The organism is Kitasatospora sp. GP82, from assembly GCF_029892105.1.
Lineage (GTDB): Bacteria > Actinomycetota > Actinomycetes > Streptomycetales > Streptomycetaceae > Kitasatospora.
In genome coordinates this window covers 1-13,774 of record NZ_JARZAJ010000034.1, presented here as the reverse complement: position 1 = coordinate 13,774, position 13,774 = coordinate 1, and the positions used below count along the sequence as shown (strand labels likewise).

Below are 13,774 nucleotides of genomic sequence, written 5' to 3'. Positions count from 1 at the left end.
TTCGGTGAAGCCGCCTTTGCAGCATGGGCGTTGACGTTCCGCTGCGGTGCGCCTGAGTTGGGGGCAGGGGCGAGCGTGTCCCATACACCCTGCCCCTCCCGAGGACCCGCGTACCCCCCCCGGGGGGGGAACCCGCACGTAGCCGCCGCCCCACGCCGGCTCAGAGACAGATCGGGCGAACACTCGCACAACACCCTCTCTCCAGGGGAGAGTTGGCTCCGAGATCCGGCAGGTGCGCGGCGGCACCGAGCAGTACTTCGCGCTGGTCAGCCGGAGCTTCGAACTCGACGAGGACGCAGAGGACGGCTCCGAGTTCCTCACCAATGCGGCCCTGGGCGAGATGCTGCCCGCGCGCCCCGGCCAGGCGAAGCACTCCGTACTGCGCCATCTCTGGCTCACCCCGGACGAGGCCCACGCACTTGCCGCACGGCTCCGGGAACAGAACGCCGAACTCCACCCGGCCAAGAGCTCCCAGGGCGAGGCGTACGGCCTGCTGGTCACCCTGTGCCGGGCCGACATCCCGAACCTGTCCCCCGACGAGGCCGACTGACAACACCCCTGACGGCCTGCCCTGCGCAGCGAACGGCTCGCTCCGGGCCCGCAGAAGGAACCGCAGGCACCTGCGCGCACCGGGTCGTACGACTCGGACGCAACCTCGCCGTCGATATCCGGCCGTATCTCGTGTCGGGCCTGACGGGACCGGCCGGCGCCTGTGAGGATGTGGTGACCGGACCGGATGTGAGAGGAGCGCAGATGCCTCACGAGCGAGCGGGGCAGCCGGCGCGGCCGACGGACTTGGTCGACGTCGCCCGGCTGGTGACCGCGTACTACGCACTGCACCCCGACCCCGCCGACCCCGCCCAGCGCGTGGCCTTCGGCACCTCCGGGCATCGGGGGTCGTCACTGGCCACGGCGTTCAACGAGGACCACATCGCGGCGACCAGCCAGGCGATCTGCGACTACCGGGCGATGCGGGGCACGGACGGCCCGCTCTTCCTCGGCGCCGACACCCACGCGCTGTCCGAGCCCGCACGGGTGACCGCCGTCGAGGTCTTCGCCGCCAACGACGTCTCCGTGCTCATCGACTCCGCCGACGGCTACACCCCCACACCGGCTGTGTCGCACGCCGTCCTCACCCACAACCGCGGCCGGACCGGCGGCCTCGCGGACGGTGTGGTGGTCACACCGTCGCACAACCCGCCCGCCGACGGCGGCTTCAAGTACAACCCGCCGAACGGCGGCCCCGCCGACTCGGCGGCGACGGCATGGATCCAGGACCGGGCCAACGAACTCATCACCGGCGGTCTCAAGGATGTGCGGCGGTTGCCCTACGCCCGTGCGCTGACGGTGCCGACGACCGGGCGGTACGACTTCCTGGGCCGCTACGTCGAGGACCTGCCCGCCGTGGTCGACCTGGACGCGGTGCGCTCCGCAGGGGTACGGATCGGGGCGGACCCGATGGGCGGTGCGTCGGTTGCCTACTGGAGCCGGATCGCCGAGGAGCACCGCCTGGACCTGACGGTGGTCAACCCGCTGACCGATCCCACCTGGCGTTTCATGACCCTGGACTGGGACGGCAAGATCCGCATGGACTGCTCCTCCCCCTACGCGATGGCCTCGCTGATTTCGCAGCGCAACACCTACCAGGTGGCCACCGGCAACGATGCCGACGCCGACAGGCACGGAATCGTCACCCCGGACGCCGGCCTGATGAACCCCAACCAGTACCTCGCCGTCGCCGTCAACTACCTTTACTCGCACCGCGACAGGTGGCCCGGCGCAGCGGGGATCGGCAAAACCCTGGTGTCCTCCGGCATGATCGACCGGGTGGCCGCAGAGCTGGGCCGCAAGCTGGTGGAGGTGCCCGTCGGCTTCAAATGGTTCGTCGACGGCCTGGTGAGCGGATCGCTCGGCTTCGGCGGAGAGGAGTCGGCCGGGGCTTCCTTCCTGCGCCGCGACGGTTCGGTCTGGACGACCGACAAGGACGGCATCATCCTCGCCCTGCTCGCCTCCGAGATCATCGCCGTGACCGGCAGCTCCCCGTCCGAACACTACGCCGCGCTCACCGACCGCTTCGGCGCTCCCGCCTACGCCCGGATCGACGCGCCCGCGTCCCGGGAGGAGAAGGCAGTCCTCGCCAGGCTCTCGCCGGAACAGGTGGCGGCGGACACCCTCGCGGGCGAGCCGGTCACCGCCGTCCTCACCGAGGCGCCCGGCAACGGCGCCCCGATCGGCGGGATCAAGGTGACCACCCGCAACGCGTGGTTCGCGGCCCGCCCCTCCGGCACTGAGGACGTGTACAAGATCTACGCCGAGTCGTTCCTCGGCCCCGACCACCTCGCCGGCGTCCAGGAGGAGGCCAAGGCCGTCGTGTCCGTCGCCCTCGGCGCCGCGACCTGATCAAGCGCCGCCGGCCGGCGACCTGCGCCCCTGAGCGACGCTGCTGCATGCGGCCTGTCCAGAGGCCGATCAGCCCCGGGGAACGCCTGGCTGGTGGGTCCGCCCCTGTCCGCAATGGCAAGCCCCACCAGTATCGTCTACATTGATGTAGACGATACTGGTGGGGCACCCCGGCGCGTGGAACTGCTCCAGGTCTGGCCGAAGAACCGTCCCTCGCCCGGGTGTTGTGGTCACAGTGATCGAAACCTGTCGACGTGCCGGGGCCCTGCGGGAGGGGCCGGGTGTGTCGCCGGTCCCCTGGGCGGCCTCTGGCCACGATGTGCGCCCCGCCTCAGGGAGACGGGCAGCACGGGATCGTGGCCTCCGTAGTGGTTGGAATACGCATGTACGACGGTAGGAAAGGGTCCTCCAGGCCGCTCCAGCAGACGGTCCATCTGCTGTCGCAGGTCGGCAAGGAGGCTCGGCGCAGGCTCGCGGTGCAGCTCGCGGAGCGTGGGGTGCGGGTGTGGCATCTGTCGATGCTCTCGGCCCTGGCCGAGTTCGGGCCGCACGCGAAGACCGAGCTGGCGGCCCGTCTGGACATCGACCGCACCGACACGGTCAAGACTCTCGACGACCTCATCGCCGCCGGGTACGTCGAGTGCGTGCGGGACACCGCGGACCGTCGTCGTCAGCTGGTCATGCTGACCCCCACCGGGCAGGTACTGCTGGATGAGTTGTACGCCGAGAGCGCGGCCGTCCAGGACGATCTTCTGATGCCTCTGACGAGAGGTGAGCGGGCGCAGCTGAACGCCTTGCTGCTGCGCGTGTGCGCCTCGGCGGCCAGGGCCGAAAGGCCCCGGTCAGCGCCACCGCAGGCGGTCGCCCGATGGAAGGGGTACGGGCGGCGCGTGCCCCGCCCCTTCGGTGGTGCGGCCTTGGTCGAGGGTGATCAGGGTGTCCGCGTGGTCGGTGACCAGGGGGAGGTCGTGGCTGATGAGCGCGAGTGCAAGCCCTCGCTCGGCCCGGAGGCCGGTCAGTAGGGCCATGATGCCGGCGGCGGTGTCGGCGTCGAGGGCGGAGGTGACCTCGTCGCACAGCGGGATGTCGGGCTCGGCGGCCAGTGCCCGGGCGATGGACACGCGCTGACGCTGCCCGCCGGACAGTTCGTGCGGGTAGCGGCTCGCGAAGTCCGCCGGCAAGTCGACGGCGGCCAGGAGTTCGGCGGCATAGCCGCGGTTCAAGGGTGAGCACGCGGTCACGGTCGGCCGGGCGGATGTGCCGACCGCGCCCCCACTTCGCCGACATGAACACGACATGTATGTTCCGCGTACTCGCCGAACGGCAGGTGACGTTGCACTCTGGAGGTGCGGTCTGCGGAGACAGTGCGTTGGAGCAGGCGATGACGTCTGGATGGTTTCTTGACGATGCACCGAAGCGAGTCGGACTCCGCTGAAGGAGCCCGCCAGGGGCCGACGGGGGTAGTGGCAGCGCGGCTGGGCGGTCACCGACTGCTCCCCCTCGCGACCGCCCTGCTCGATGGCGACGGGCGGTTCCTGCACTGGAGTGAGGACGCCGAGGCGCTGCTCGGCTACTCCGCGGAGGAGGCCGTCGGCAGCTTCGCAGCCCAGTTGCTGCTGGCCGACGAACAGCGTCCTGCGGCTCTCGGCCTGTTCGACCGCGTCACATCGGGCCGGGGCTGGTCGGGAGTGTTCCCGGTGCGGCACCGGGACGGCCACCAGGTGGAGCTCGAGTTCCGGACCTACCCGATCGCCGGACCCGACGGGCGGCTCCTCGTCCTCGCCACCGCATCCGACGTGCGGGCGCTGAACCAGGTCGAGGCGGACCTCGTCATCCTGGACGGCTACTTCACCCAGTCCCCGATCGGCCTGGCCGTCTACGACACCGACCTGCGCTTCGTCCGCATCAATCCCGCGCTCGCGCAGATGAACGGCCTCTCGTCGCAGCAGCACCTCGGCAGACGCCTCAGCGAAGCGCTGCCGGGTATCAACGCCGCCGAGATCGAGGAGGCGATGCGGCACGTGCTGGCCACGGGTGAGCCGGTCCTCGACGCCAGGTCGCACGGCCGCACCCCCGGCAATCCCGAGCACGATCGGGCCTGGTCGGCCTCGTACTTCCGGATGGAGTCGCCATCCGGCCAGATCCTCGGCGTCGCCTCCTCGATCATTGATGTCACCGAACGGTTCAGGGCCGAGGCCCAGGCGGCCCGGGCGCAGGAACGACTCACCCATCTGGCGGAGGCCACCGCCAGGATCGGCACCACGCTCGATCTGCGCCGGACTGCCCGCGAGCTGGCCGGCGAGATCGTGCCGCGGCTCGCCGACCTGTGCGGAGTACTGGTCCGGGAGCGGCTGCTCGCGGACACCGACCCGGAGGTGGGCGAGGCCGCGGGCACGATGCTGGTACGGCGTCTCGCGCTGGCCGCCGCGCACCCGCGCTTCCCCATCGAAGACCTGCCGACGGAAGGCGTGTACCGCCTTCCTCCGGGCTCGCCCTACACACAGGCGATGGTGGCCGGCCGCACACTGACCGTGTCCGGCCGGAACCTGCCGCCGCTCGCCGACAATCCGTTCGGCGGAGTGCGCTCCTACCTCCGGCACGAGACCCAGCCCCTGCAGGTGTCACCGCTCGTCGCCCGCGGCACGGTCCTGGGCGTGGTCGTCTACGCCCGGCACAACGACCGGGAGCCCTTCGACGCCCAGGACTTCGCCTTCGGCGACGAGCTCGTCTCCCGGGCGGCGGTCTCCATCGACAACGCCCGCCTGTACCTGCACGAGCACGAGACTCTGCGGCAGGCCAACGCCGCCCGGGAGCAGCTTGCCCTGCTCAACGAGGCAAGCACCCGCATCGGCACCACGCTCGATCTCCAGCGCACCGCCGAGGAGCTCGTCGAGGTCGTCCTCCCGCGCTTCGCCGACTTCGTCACCGTCGATCTGCTGGACCCCGTGCTGCGCGGGGACGAGCCGTACAAGCTGCGTGACGACCAGAGCGTGGTGCTGCGCACGGTCGCCGTGGGCGATGCGTACGCCTCGGGGCTGACCGCTACCGCCGACGCGGTGGGGGAAGCCTCCGAGTTCGACCCTGCCCGGGACTATGCGAAGAGCCTCCGTACCGGGCAGTCGATCCTGGTGCCCGAGGTGGACGAGACCTCCCTGGCCGGCATCGTCAGCTCGCAGGACCGGGTGGCGCCCGCCCTCGCCGCGGGCATCCACTCCTTTCTGATGGTGCCCGTCCTCGCCCGGGGCGCGGTCCTCGGCGGGGCTGAGTTCTTCCGGACGCGCAATCCCGAGCCGTTCACCCCCGCTGACGTGGCTCTCGCCGAGGAGCTGGTGGCCCGCGCCGCGGTGTCCATCGACAACGCACGCCTCTACCGGCGCGAGCACGAGACCGCGCTCATCCTGCAGCGCGGCCTGCTGTCCCAGCACATCCGCCCCACGCCGGGCGTGGAGATCGCCTATCGCTATCTGCCCAGCAGTGTGGTGAGCGAGGTCGGCGGGGACTGGTTCGACGTCGTGCCGCTCTCCGGTGACCGGCTCGCACTCATCGTGGGCGATGTGATGGGCCACGGTATGCGGGCCGCGGCGACCATGGGCCAGCTCCGCACGGTGGCTCGTACGCTGGCCACCCTGGACCTGACGCCCGACCAGGTCCTGACACGGCTCGACGAGACGGCTGCCGACATCGGCGAGGGCCAGTTCGCCACCTGCGTCTGCGCGGTGTACGACCCGGCCGATCGCAGCTGCACCGCTGCGAGCGCCGGGCATCTGCCTCCGGTGGTGGTGGCTCGCGACGGCTCCACCCAGCCGATCGAGCTGCCTCCCGCGGTACCGCTGGGGGTCGGCGGAGCCGGGTTCGAGAGCGTGAAGGTCACCATCCCCGAGGACGGCATCCTGGTGCTCTACACCGACGGTCTGATCGAGCGGCGCGGCCAGGACATCGACCAGGGGATGAACCTGCTGTGCAGGACTCTCGCCGACCGCGGCCGGAACCTCGAGGAGACCTGCGACGCCGTGCTCGCCGCGCTGGAGACGGAAGGAGCCGAGGACGACATCGCCGTGATCATGGCCCATGTGCTCCCTCCCCCCGAGGGACACGCCACGACGCGGTGATGGTCGTCCGTTCCCGGGTGGTCATTCGATCCCGGGTGGTCATTCGATGCCGAGGGGCCCGCTGCCCATGTCCTCACGCATGAGGCCGCGCATCCGGGCCATGGCCGTGCGACGCTGCTCGATCAGGGGCGCAGCCTCGGCGGAGTCGACAGCCACGCCCCGGGCGTAGGCGTCGCGTATTTGGCGCAGGCTGTGAAACGCCTCGTTCCCGGCCGCCACGACCTGCGGCGGGCCCACGAGCCAGAGGCGTTCGCCCGCCGTGTACAGGCCGGTGCTGCGGAAGGCCTCCCGCACGGCCGCGTCACGCGCCGACTCGGACATGTGATCGCCCAGTGCGACGGCCCGTATCTCCTCACCAGCTGCTTTGAGCGCGGTGACGTACTCCGTGTACACCTGGCGCCGCACTTCCAGCGCGTGCCGGCTCTCCTCGCGCCGCCACCGGTTGCGATCGGCGATCAGGGTTGCGGTGATACCGATGACGGCACCGGTCAGCGTGGAGAGCAGGGGCATCCAGTCCATACGGTGCAGCTTGTCCGAATCAACGCGGCCGCACCAGTGCCTTTCTGCCGCCCTGCCACTCCCGACGGCCACGATCACCGCGGTTGCCGTCGCGAGCCTGCTGATCGGACCCCTGATCGTCCGTCACGTACGCGACCGTGCACGCCGCCGACGGGCCGACCGACCTGTACGACACCCACCACCACTTCGGCGAGCCGGTGTCCTGCGGAACGGCAATGCGCGGCGGACTGACCGAGCCGACCCATCGCGATGATGAGCTCCGGACGGTGTCTTGATCGCTATATTGAGAATGAGGCGCTGCAGTAGAGGGCAGGAACACCGGATGGGCTCGTCTGACGACACGGACCAGAATCCGATCGGCGCCATCGGCCGGGTGACCGTTTCCATCCCTCGCGGCGGCCCGGGCGAGGTTCTGCTGCCGGTACGTGGTGGAAGCGAGGCGTACGCGGCCTGGGCCGATGAACCGATCGCCAGGCACACGCGCGTCATCGTCGTGGAATGGACGTCCGCGCGGTCGGTTGTCGTCATCCCCTTCACGTCTCCATAACCCGACATGACAGGAGTCCTCCCATGTTGTTCTGGCACGTTCCCGCGCCGAACGAGGCGCTGCTGATCTCCGGCTCCAAACGGCAGGCGCAGGACACCCAGTTCCGGATCGTCACCGGGCACGGCAGTTTCGTCATGCCGGTCAAGCAGAAGGCCCGCATCCTCTCGCTGGCGCTCCGGGAGGCGGAGATCACGGAAGACTGCGTTACCCAGCAGGGCATCCGGCTGAACGTCCGGGCCGTCACCGTGTTCAAGGTCGGCGACGACTTCGCGTCGATCGCCAATGCGGCCCGCCGGTTCCTGTCCGAGCAGAACCGGATGGAGGAGCTCGTCGGCCGGATCTTCGCGGGCCATCTGCGGTCCATCATCGGCGGGTTGACGGTGGAGCAGATCATCCGCGAGAGGGACCGGGTGGCCCAGGAGGTCAAGGAGGGCAGCCACAGCGAGATGGAGAAGCTGGGTATCGTCGTGGACGCGCTGCAGATCCAGGAGATCGAGGACACCTCCGGCTACATCACCAATCTCGCCGCTCCCCACGCCGCCGCCGTCGCCAGCCAAGCCCGCATCGCCCAGGCCAAGGCCGACCAGGAAGCCACCGAGCGCGAGCAGCAGGCGGCCGCGCTGAGGGCCGAGTACGAGCGGGACACGGCGATCAAGCGCGCCGGTTTCCAGGCCGAGATCGAACAGGCCAACGCCCGGGCGGCCCAGGCCGGGCCGCTGGCCGAGGCCCGGGCGTCCCAGGAGGTCATCGAGGAGCAGACCACCCTGGCCGGACGGCAGGCCGACCTGGCCGCCCAGCGGCTGGAGGCCGAGGTCCGGCGCCCGGCCGACGCGGAGGCATACCGGCAGCGCACCCTGGCCGAAGCCCAGCGCGACCAGGCCAAGTTCCAGGCGGAGGGCGAGGCCTACCGGCGGACCACGCTCGCCACTGCGGAAGGGGAGGCGGTCAAGGTCCAGGCCGACGCGAGCGCATACGCCGAACGGACCACCGCGCAGGCACAGGCCGATGCCAACAACGCCCGCGCCGACTCGCTCAAGGGCGGCAACCAGGAGCTCATCGCCGCGAACCGCGTCATCGAATCCCTGCCCGCGCTGGCTGACTCGGCCGCCCGCGGCATCGCCGGAGCGAACCTGACCATCCTCAACGGAACCGAGGGTGTCAGCCAGGTCGTGGCAGGAATCGTCGGACAGGGCCTGGCGATTCTCGACACGCTGAAGCAGTCGCCCAACACCCGGGACCGAGGCCAACACGGGCCCGTGCGAACGACGGACGACACCGCTTCCGAGAACGGCTGACCGCACCGCGGCTCGTCAACGGCCGCAAAGAGCACTGATCCCGTGTGGAAACCCGTGGCCAGATCACCGAGTTGCGGTGTTCTCCTGCGAGCGGCCGGTACATCGGTATCGGGCCGTGATGGACAACTGCGGCGGCTCAGCGGCGCGTTGACGCCCCGGCCGGGCCCCGGCGCAGGTGCGGGTTTCCGGGATTACAGTCCTACCACCACCACTGACCGCTACCGTCGAACCATGACCGACGACCGAAACATCGTGACGAAGACGATAAGGCTGCCAGCCCGACTGGTCCACGAGATCGAAGAACGCAGCGACTTCAACCGCTTCCTCGTCGACGCGGCGGAGCACGCGCTCGCCCTGGTCAAGACCCGCGAGATCATCGAGGCGCACCAGGCCGAGCACGGGATCTTCACCCCTGAACAGATCGCGCACGCGCGCCGGGCCTGGCACAGCAGGGCACTTGACGCCCTGGACCAGCGCGAAACGCCCGACTTGGAGGACTGACGGAACCTCGCGCCGTCGAACTCGGTGAGCGCTGGCTCTTTCGGTCGGTCGTGAGCATTCAGGACCCTCGTACCACTGCGCGCCGAAGCCTCCCCGAGCGGGCGGCACCGCTACGGTCGTCACGCGTCACCACCGAGAGCAACGAGGAGACCACGTGCCTGTCGACCCGACCGACCCGGAAACCTTCGAGAACGACGACCTGGCGGAACCCGCTGCGGAGACGCCCGAGGCCGACGCCGCCGAGCAGCACGCCGACATCCGCCCGGAGCATGACGACCCGCTCACCCACATCGACCCGGACAGCGCCAACGAAGCCGACGCCGTGGAGCAGGCCCGGGTTGTCGCGCTGGACGAGGACGACTACCAGTAGTTCCCGCCCGGGCCACGGGCGCGACCCTTCACTCTCGCGCCCGTGCTCCCCCGCGCGGATCGACAGGTGTGAGCACTCCGAGCCGGTCCTCGATCGCCTGGGCCGCAGCCAGGCACAGGTCCTCCCGGAACGCGCGCCCGACGATCTGCACTCCGGACGGCAGTCCGTCGGTCACACCGGTCGGTACTGCCACGCCGGGCACGCCCACGAAGCTGGTCGCGGTGCACAGGCGCATTCCCGACCCGACCCGGTCCCGCCCTGCCCTGTCGCGTGACTCCAGCCCCGGCTCGACGGGCGGCTCCGTGAACACCGGGCCGAGCAACAGCGGGTATTCGTCGAGGAATTCGGCCCAGGAGCGGCGGATGTTCATCCAGGTGCCCATGAGCTTCATGAACTCCGCCGCGCTTGCGGGCGGGGTCTGCTCCATCGTCATCTCGATGTATCGGTCCCCGCCTTCGCCGAGGAGCCGCCGCACCACCGGCCAGGTCGGGGCGAACTCGGTCACGGTGATCCGGCCGTACGCGTCGAGGGCCTCGTCCAGTCGCGGCACGTCCGGCACCTCCCGCACGTCGTATCCGGCGTCGCGCAGGGCGTCGGCCGCGCTCGCGACGGCCCCGCGCACTACGGGGTGGACGCCGTGCCCACCGGGATCCGCCACGACCGCGACCTTCACCGGCCAGGACAGGGGCTCGCCGTAGACGGGCACCGGCACGGCCCGCGGGTCCCGAGGATCGGCCCCGGCCAGCACCTCGTACGCCAGCCGCAGGTCGAGGACGCTGCGGGCCAACGGGCCGTCGGTGACCAGCATCTGGGACGCCGGTCCCGGGTCCTCCGGGCCGAGGATGCGGTGGTCGGCGGGGAACCGCCCGCTGGTCGGCTTCAGCCCTGCCACGCCGCAGAACGAGGCCGGGATGCGCACCGATCCGCCGGAGTCGTTGCCGAGCCCGAGCGCCGCCATGCCCGTGGCGACGGCCACCCCGTCGCCCCCGCTGGTACCGCCAGGGGTCCGGCCGCGGTCCCACGGGTTGGCCGTGTCGCCGAACAGCTCGCTGCGCGTGTGCATCCCGGCCAGGATCAGGGTGGGCATGTTGCTGTGCCCGATCGGTATCGCCCCGGCCGCGCGCAGCCGTGCCACCGGGGGTGCGTCGGCCGGGGCCACCAGATCGCGGAAGCGCGCCGTGCCGAACGTCGTCGGCACGCCCTCGATGGCGGTGCTCTCCTTCACCGTGAACGGCACGCCCGCAAGCGGCCCCAGCTCCTCCCCCGCCGCCCGCCGCCGGTCCGTCCGCACGGCGGCGTCGCGGGCGCGCTCCGCCAGGAGCTGCGTGACCGCGTTCACCTGCGGGTTGACCTCGGCAATGCGCTCCAGGTGACTGTCGACCAGCTCGACGGCCGAAACCTCTCCGCCGCGTACCGCCTGCGCCTGCGCGGTGGCCGGCATCTTCCACAGGGCGTCCTTCACGGCTCGCACCTCTCCCCATCCACGTTCCGATGCACTTGCATCGGAACTGTAGCCTGAGATTCGATACAAGCGCATCGAATAACGGGAGGCGACCGCAGATGCCCAGGCAGGTGGATCACGAGAGAAGGCGCCGCGTCATCGCCGAGGCCGTCTGCCTCCTCGCCGACGAATGCGGATTGGAGGGCGTGACCCTGCGCGACGTCGCCGCCCGCGCACAGGTGTCGATGGGCGCCGTTCAGAGGTGCTTCCGCACCAAGGAAGAGATGCTCGTCTTCGCTCTCGGGCACATCGGCGAGCGGATCACCGAGCGCGTGCAGGCCCGCCTCGTCCGGAGCCCGGCCCAGTCGGCCGCCACCGCCCTGGGCCACGCGGCCACCGAAATCGCACTGCTCCGTGAGGAGCATCGCGCCGAAGCACGGGTCTGGCTCGCCTTCGTCGCGCAGGCAGCGGTCAGCGAGCCGCTCGCCGACACGCTGAAGGCCAACTACACGGCCCTGCAGAAGGCGTTCACCCGCCTCATCTCGGAGGCCTGCGAGAGCGCCGAGTGCGCCGTGCCCCTCGACCCGCAACGCGAGGCCCGCACCCTCCTCGCGCTTGCGGACGGCCTCACCGCGCACGTCCTCATCGGCCACCTCACCCCGCAGGAGGCGCAGGACGTCCTCCACGCGCACCTGGGCAGCCTCTGGGAGCGGCCTGCCCGGCCTCGCCACACCACCTGAAGCGTCCCGGACCGCCGGAGCGCGGTCCGGCTCACCGTCCGCCATCGGCAGGGGGGCATCACGGCTGCCACCGTCGGGGGACCGAGCCGGTCTACGCCTCGACCTCCTTGCCTCCTTCGGACCAGAGGGTGTGGAAGGTGCCCTCGCGGTCGGTGCGCCGGTAGGTGTGGGCGCCGAAGTAGTCGCGCTGGGCCTGGATGAGGGCGGCAGGCAGTCGCTCGGCGCGCAGGGCGTCGTAGTACGCCAGACCGGCGGAGAACCCGGGTGCGGGGATGCCGTGCTGTGCTGCGGCCGACACCACGGTCCGCCACGAAGCCTCGGCGTCGCCGATCTCCTGGGCGAACCGGGTGTCCGCGAGCAGGGTGGGCAGCGTGGAGTCGGCGGCGTAGGCGCCGCGGATCCGGTCGAGGAACGCCGCGCGGATGATGCAACCACCGCGCCAGATCGTGGCGACAGTGCCCAGGTCGATGTCCCAGCCGTAGGTGGCACCACCGGCTTGGATCATGTTCCAGCCCTGCGCGTAGGAGACGATCTTCGAGGCGTAGAGGGCATGTTCGACCTGATCGGCGAAGCGGGCGGCCTCCTGCGCGTCGAGTGTGGCCGCGTTCGGGCCGGGCAGCGGACGGGCGGCGGCGCGCAGGTCCGTGTGCCCGGACAGGGACCGGGCGAAGACCGCCTCGGCGATCCCCGGAACCGGTACCCCGAGGTCGAGCGCGGTCTGTACGGTCCACCTCCCCGTGCCCTTCTGCTCCGCCTGGTCGGCCACGATGTCGACGAACGGCCTGCCGGTCGCGGCGTCGCTGTGGGCGAGGATTTCGGCGGTGATCTGGATGAGGTAGGAGTCCAGACGTCCCGCGTTCCAACGCCGGAAGGTGTCGGCGATCTGTCCGGGATCAAGCCCGGCCACACCGCGCAGCAGGTCGTACGCTTCGGCGATCAGCTGCATGTCGGCGTACTCGATGCCGTTGTGCACCATCTTCACGAAGTGCCCGGCGCCGTCGGGGCCGATGTGCGAGCAGCAGGGCTCGCCGTCCACCTGCGCGCTGATCCGCTCAAGCATGGGACCGACGCTCTGGTACGCCTGCGCCGAGCCGCCGGGCATGATGGACGGCCCGTGCAGAGCACCTTCCTCACCGCCCGAAACGCCTGTGCCGACGAAGTGGATGCCCCGCTGGCGCAGGGCCGCCTCGCGGCGGCGTGTGTCGGCGAAGTGGGCGTTGCCCCCGTCGATGACGATGTCGCCCTCTTGGAGCAGCGGTGCGAATTCGTTGATGACCTCGTCGGTGGGTTCACCTGCTTTGACCATGACCAGAAGGATCCTGGGACGTTCCAGAAGTGCGACGAAGTCCGCGGCCGTCTCTCCCGGCACGAACCTTCCTTCGTGTCCGAAGTTGTCGATCAGGTCGTGGGTTCGGGCCGCAGTGCGGTTGTGAACGGCGACGGTGTAGCCGTTCCGCGCGAAGTTGCGGGCCAGATTGCGGCCCATCACTGCGAGCCCGGTCACCCCGATCTGTGCCGTGCTGGTCACCTGACACTCCTTCCTGGCTCCGCCGAGGGTCGTGGGACGGTCGGCGTCCCACCCGCGTACGGCTCCGTCCACTATGTCCCGACAGATGCACGAAGCGGGGAAGCGGAAGGCGGGCGGGCCAAGCGTGTCGCTCCTGAAGGAACGTCAGGCATGTCTTGGGGAAGGCGAGACCGGGGCGGTCCCGGCAGCACCCGGGCCGGACCCGCCTGGCCGGAACAGGCGGAGAGTGTGATGCCCCTATGGATGTCAATCGGCTGACGCTGGTGCAGGGGTCGGATTCCTGGCTGCGGTGATGAGTTGGTAGATCTCGCGGGCGACGTAGCG

At 70.4% G+C, this 13,774-nt stretch carries 12 protein-coding genes and 1 pseudogene; 9 read left to right on the top strand and 4 right to left on the bottom strand.

The genetic code is table 11. The features are described from left to right. Window positions 1-232 precede the first annotated feature (232 nt). The 3 genes from P3T39_RS27775 to P3T39_RS27765 all read left to right on the top strand — a co-directional run bounded on the left by P3T39_RS27775 (window position 233) and on the right by P3T39_RS27765 (window position 3,422). Window positions 233-550, top strand: a complete 318-nt coding sequence (locus P3T39_RS27775) for a hypothetical protein (RefSeq protein ID WP_280701755.1) — start codon at window positions 233-235, stop codon at window positions 548-550. Window positions 551-753: 203 nt separating this feature from the next. Further along, entirely contained in the window at window positions 754-2,400 is a 1,647-nt protein-coding gene (pgm, locus tag P3T39_RS27770; RefSeq protein WP_280701752.1) for a phosphoglucomutase (alpha-D-glucose-1,6-bisphosphate-dependent), read from the top strand. Window positions 2,401-2,783: 383 nt separating this feature from the next. Beyond that, window positions 2,784-3,422 (top strand): MarR family winged helix-turn-helix transcriptional regulator, encoded by a 639-nt coding sequence (locus tag P3T39_RS27765; protein WP_348534391.1) that lies wholly within the window; start codon window positions 2,784-2,786, stop codon window positions 3,420-3,422. Between the two features lie 51 nt (window positions 3,423-3,473). On the opposite strand, the pseudogene P3T39_RS37625 reads toward P3T39_RS27765, so the two are convergent. Then, a pseudogene (locus P3T39_RS37625) lies at window positions 3,474-3,698 on the bottom strand (ATP-binding cassette domain-containing protein); the annotation flags it as partial. A 165-nt stretch (window positions 3,699-3,863) separates the two neighbouring features. Between P3T39_RS37625 and P3T39_RS27755 the strand changes: the two are divergent. Beyond that, window positions 3,864-6,509, top strand: coding sequence for a SpoIIE family protein phosphatase (locus P3T39_RS27755; RefSeq protein ID WP_280701751.1), 2,646 nt, complete (start codon window positions 3,864-3,866; stop codon window positions 6,507-6,509). A gap of 39 nt (window positions 6,510-6,548) precedes the next feature. Here P3T39_RS27755 and P3T39_RS27750 read toward each other — a convergent pair whose 3' ends face one another. Further along, window positions 6,549-7,028, bottom strand: coding sequence for a hypothetical protein (locus P3T39_RS27750; protein ID WP_280701749.1), 480 nt, complete (start codon window positions 7,026-7,028; stop codon window positions 6,549-6,551). A gap of 322 nt (window positions 7,029-7,350) precedes the next feature. Here P3T39_RS27750 and P3T39_RS27745 point away from each other — a divergent pair, with 322 nt between their 5' ends. The 4 genes from P3T39_RS27745 (at window position 7,351) to P3T39_RS27730 (ending at window position 9,741) form a co-directional block, all read left to right on the top strand. Continuing rightward, window positions 7,351-7,575, top strand: a complete 225-nt coding sequence (locus tag P3T39_RS27745) for a hypothetical protein (RefSeq protein ID WP_280701748.1) — start codon at window positions 7,351-7,353, stop codon at window positions 7,573-7,575. A gap of 23 nt (window positions 7,576-7,598) precedes the next feature. Continuing rightward, a complete protein-coding gene (locus P3T39_RS27740) occupies window positions 7,599-8,870 on the top strand; it encodes a flotillin family protein (RefSeq protein ID WP_280701746.1) in 1,272 nt (423 codons plus the stop codon). Window positions 8,871-9,101: 231 nt separating this feature from the next. Then, window positions 9,102-9,371, top strand: a complete 270-nt coding sequence (locus P3T39_RS27735; RefSeq protein ID WP_280701744.1) for a hypothetical protein — start codon at window positions 9,102-9,104, stop codon at window positions 9,369-9,371. A 154-nt stretch (window positions 9,372-9,525) separates the two neighbouring features. Then, entirely contained in the window at window positions 9,526-9,741 is a 216-nt protein-coding gene (locus P3T39_RS27730) for a hypothetical protein (RefSeq protein ID WP_280701743.1), read from the top strand. A 28-nt stretch (window positions 9,742-9,769) separates the two neighbouring features. Here the strand turns inward: P3T39_RS27730 and P3T39_RS27725 are convergent, their stop codons facing one another. Then, window positions 9,770-11,203: an amidase gene (locus P3T39_RS27725; protein WP_280701741.1), complete on the bottom strand. Its 1,434-nt coding sequence runs from the start codon at window positions 11,201-11,203 to the stop codon at window positions 9,770-9,772. Window positions 11,204-11,301: 98 nt separating this feature from the next. Here P3T39_RS27725 and P3T39_RS27720 point away from each other — a divergent pair, with 98 nt between their 5' ends. Then, on the top strand, window positions 11,302-11,922 hold the full coding sequence (locus P3T39_RS27720; RefSeq protein ID WP_280701739.1) for a TetR/AcrR family transcriptional regulator: 621 nt from the start codon (window positions 11,302-11,304) through the stop codon (window positions 11,920-11,922). 91 nt (window positions 11,923-12,013) lie between these two features. Here the strand turns inward: P3T39_RS27720 and gndA are convergent, their stop codons facing one another. Next, complete coding sequence (gndA, locus tag P3T39_RS27715) at window positions 12,014-13,450, bottom strand: NADP-dependent phosphogluconate dehydrogenase (RefSeq protein ID WP_280701738.1); 1,437 nt, start codon at window positions 13,448-13,450, stop codon at window positions 12,014-12,016. Window positions 13,451-13,774 lie beyond the last annotated feature (324 nt).

What these genes read in the sequence shown, in the direction of transcription:
- P3T39_RS27740 (WP_280701746.1), top strand. Translation starts at nt 7,599, where the DNA reads ATGTTGTTCTGGCACGTTCCCGCGCCGAACGAGGCGCTGCTGATCTCC.
- P3T39_RS27720 (WP_280701739.1), top strand. Translation starts at nt 11,302, where the DNA reads ATGCCCAGGCAGGTGGATCACGAGAGAAGGCGCCGCGTCATCGCCGAG.
- P3T39_RS27735 (WP_280701744.1), top strand. Translation starts at nt 9,102, where the DNA reads ATGACCGACGACCGAAACATCGTGACGAAGACGATAAGGCTGCCAGCC.
- P3T39_RS27750 (WP_280701749.1), bottom strand. Translation starts at nt 7,028, where the DNA reads ATGGACTGGATGCCCCTGCTCTCCACGCTGACCGGTGCCGTCATCGGT.
- pgm (WP_280701752.1), top strand. Translation starts at nt 754, where the DNA reads ATGCCTCACGAGCGAGCGGGGCAGCCGGCGCGGCCGACGGACTTGGTC.
- P3T39_RS27765 (WP_348534391.1), top strand. Translation starts at nt 2,784, where the DNA reads ATGTACGACGGTAGGAAAGGGTCCTCCAGGCCGCTCCAGCAGACGGTC.
- P3T39_RS27745 (WP_280701748.1), top strand. Translation starts at nt 7,351, where the DNA reads ATGGGCTCGTCTGACGACACGGACCAGAATCCGATCGGCGCCATCGGC.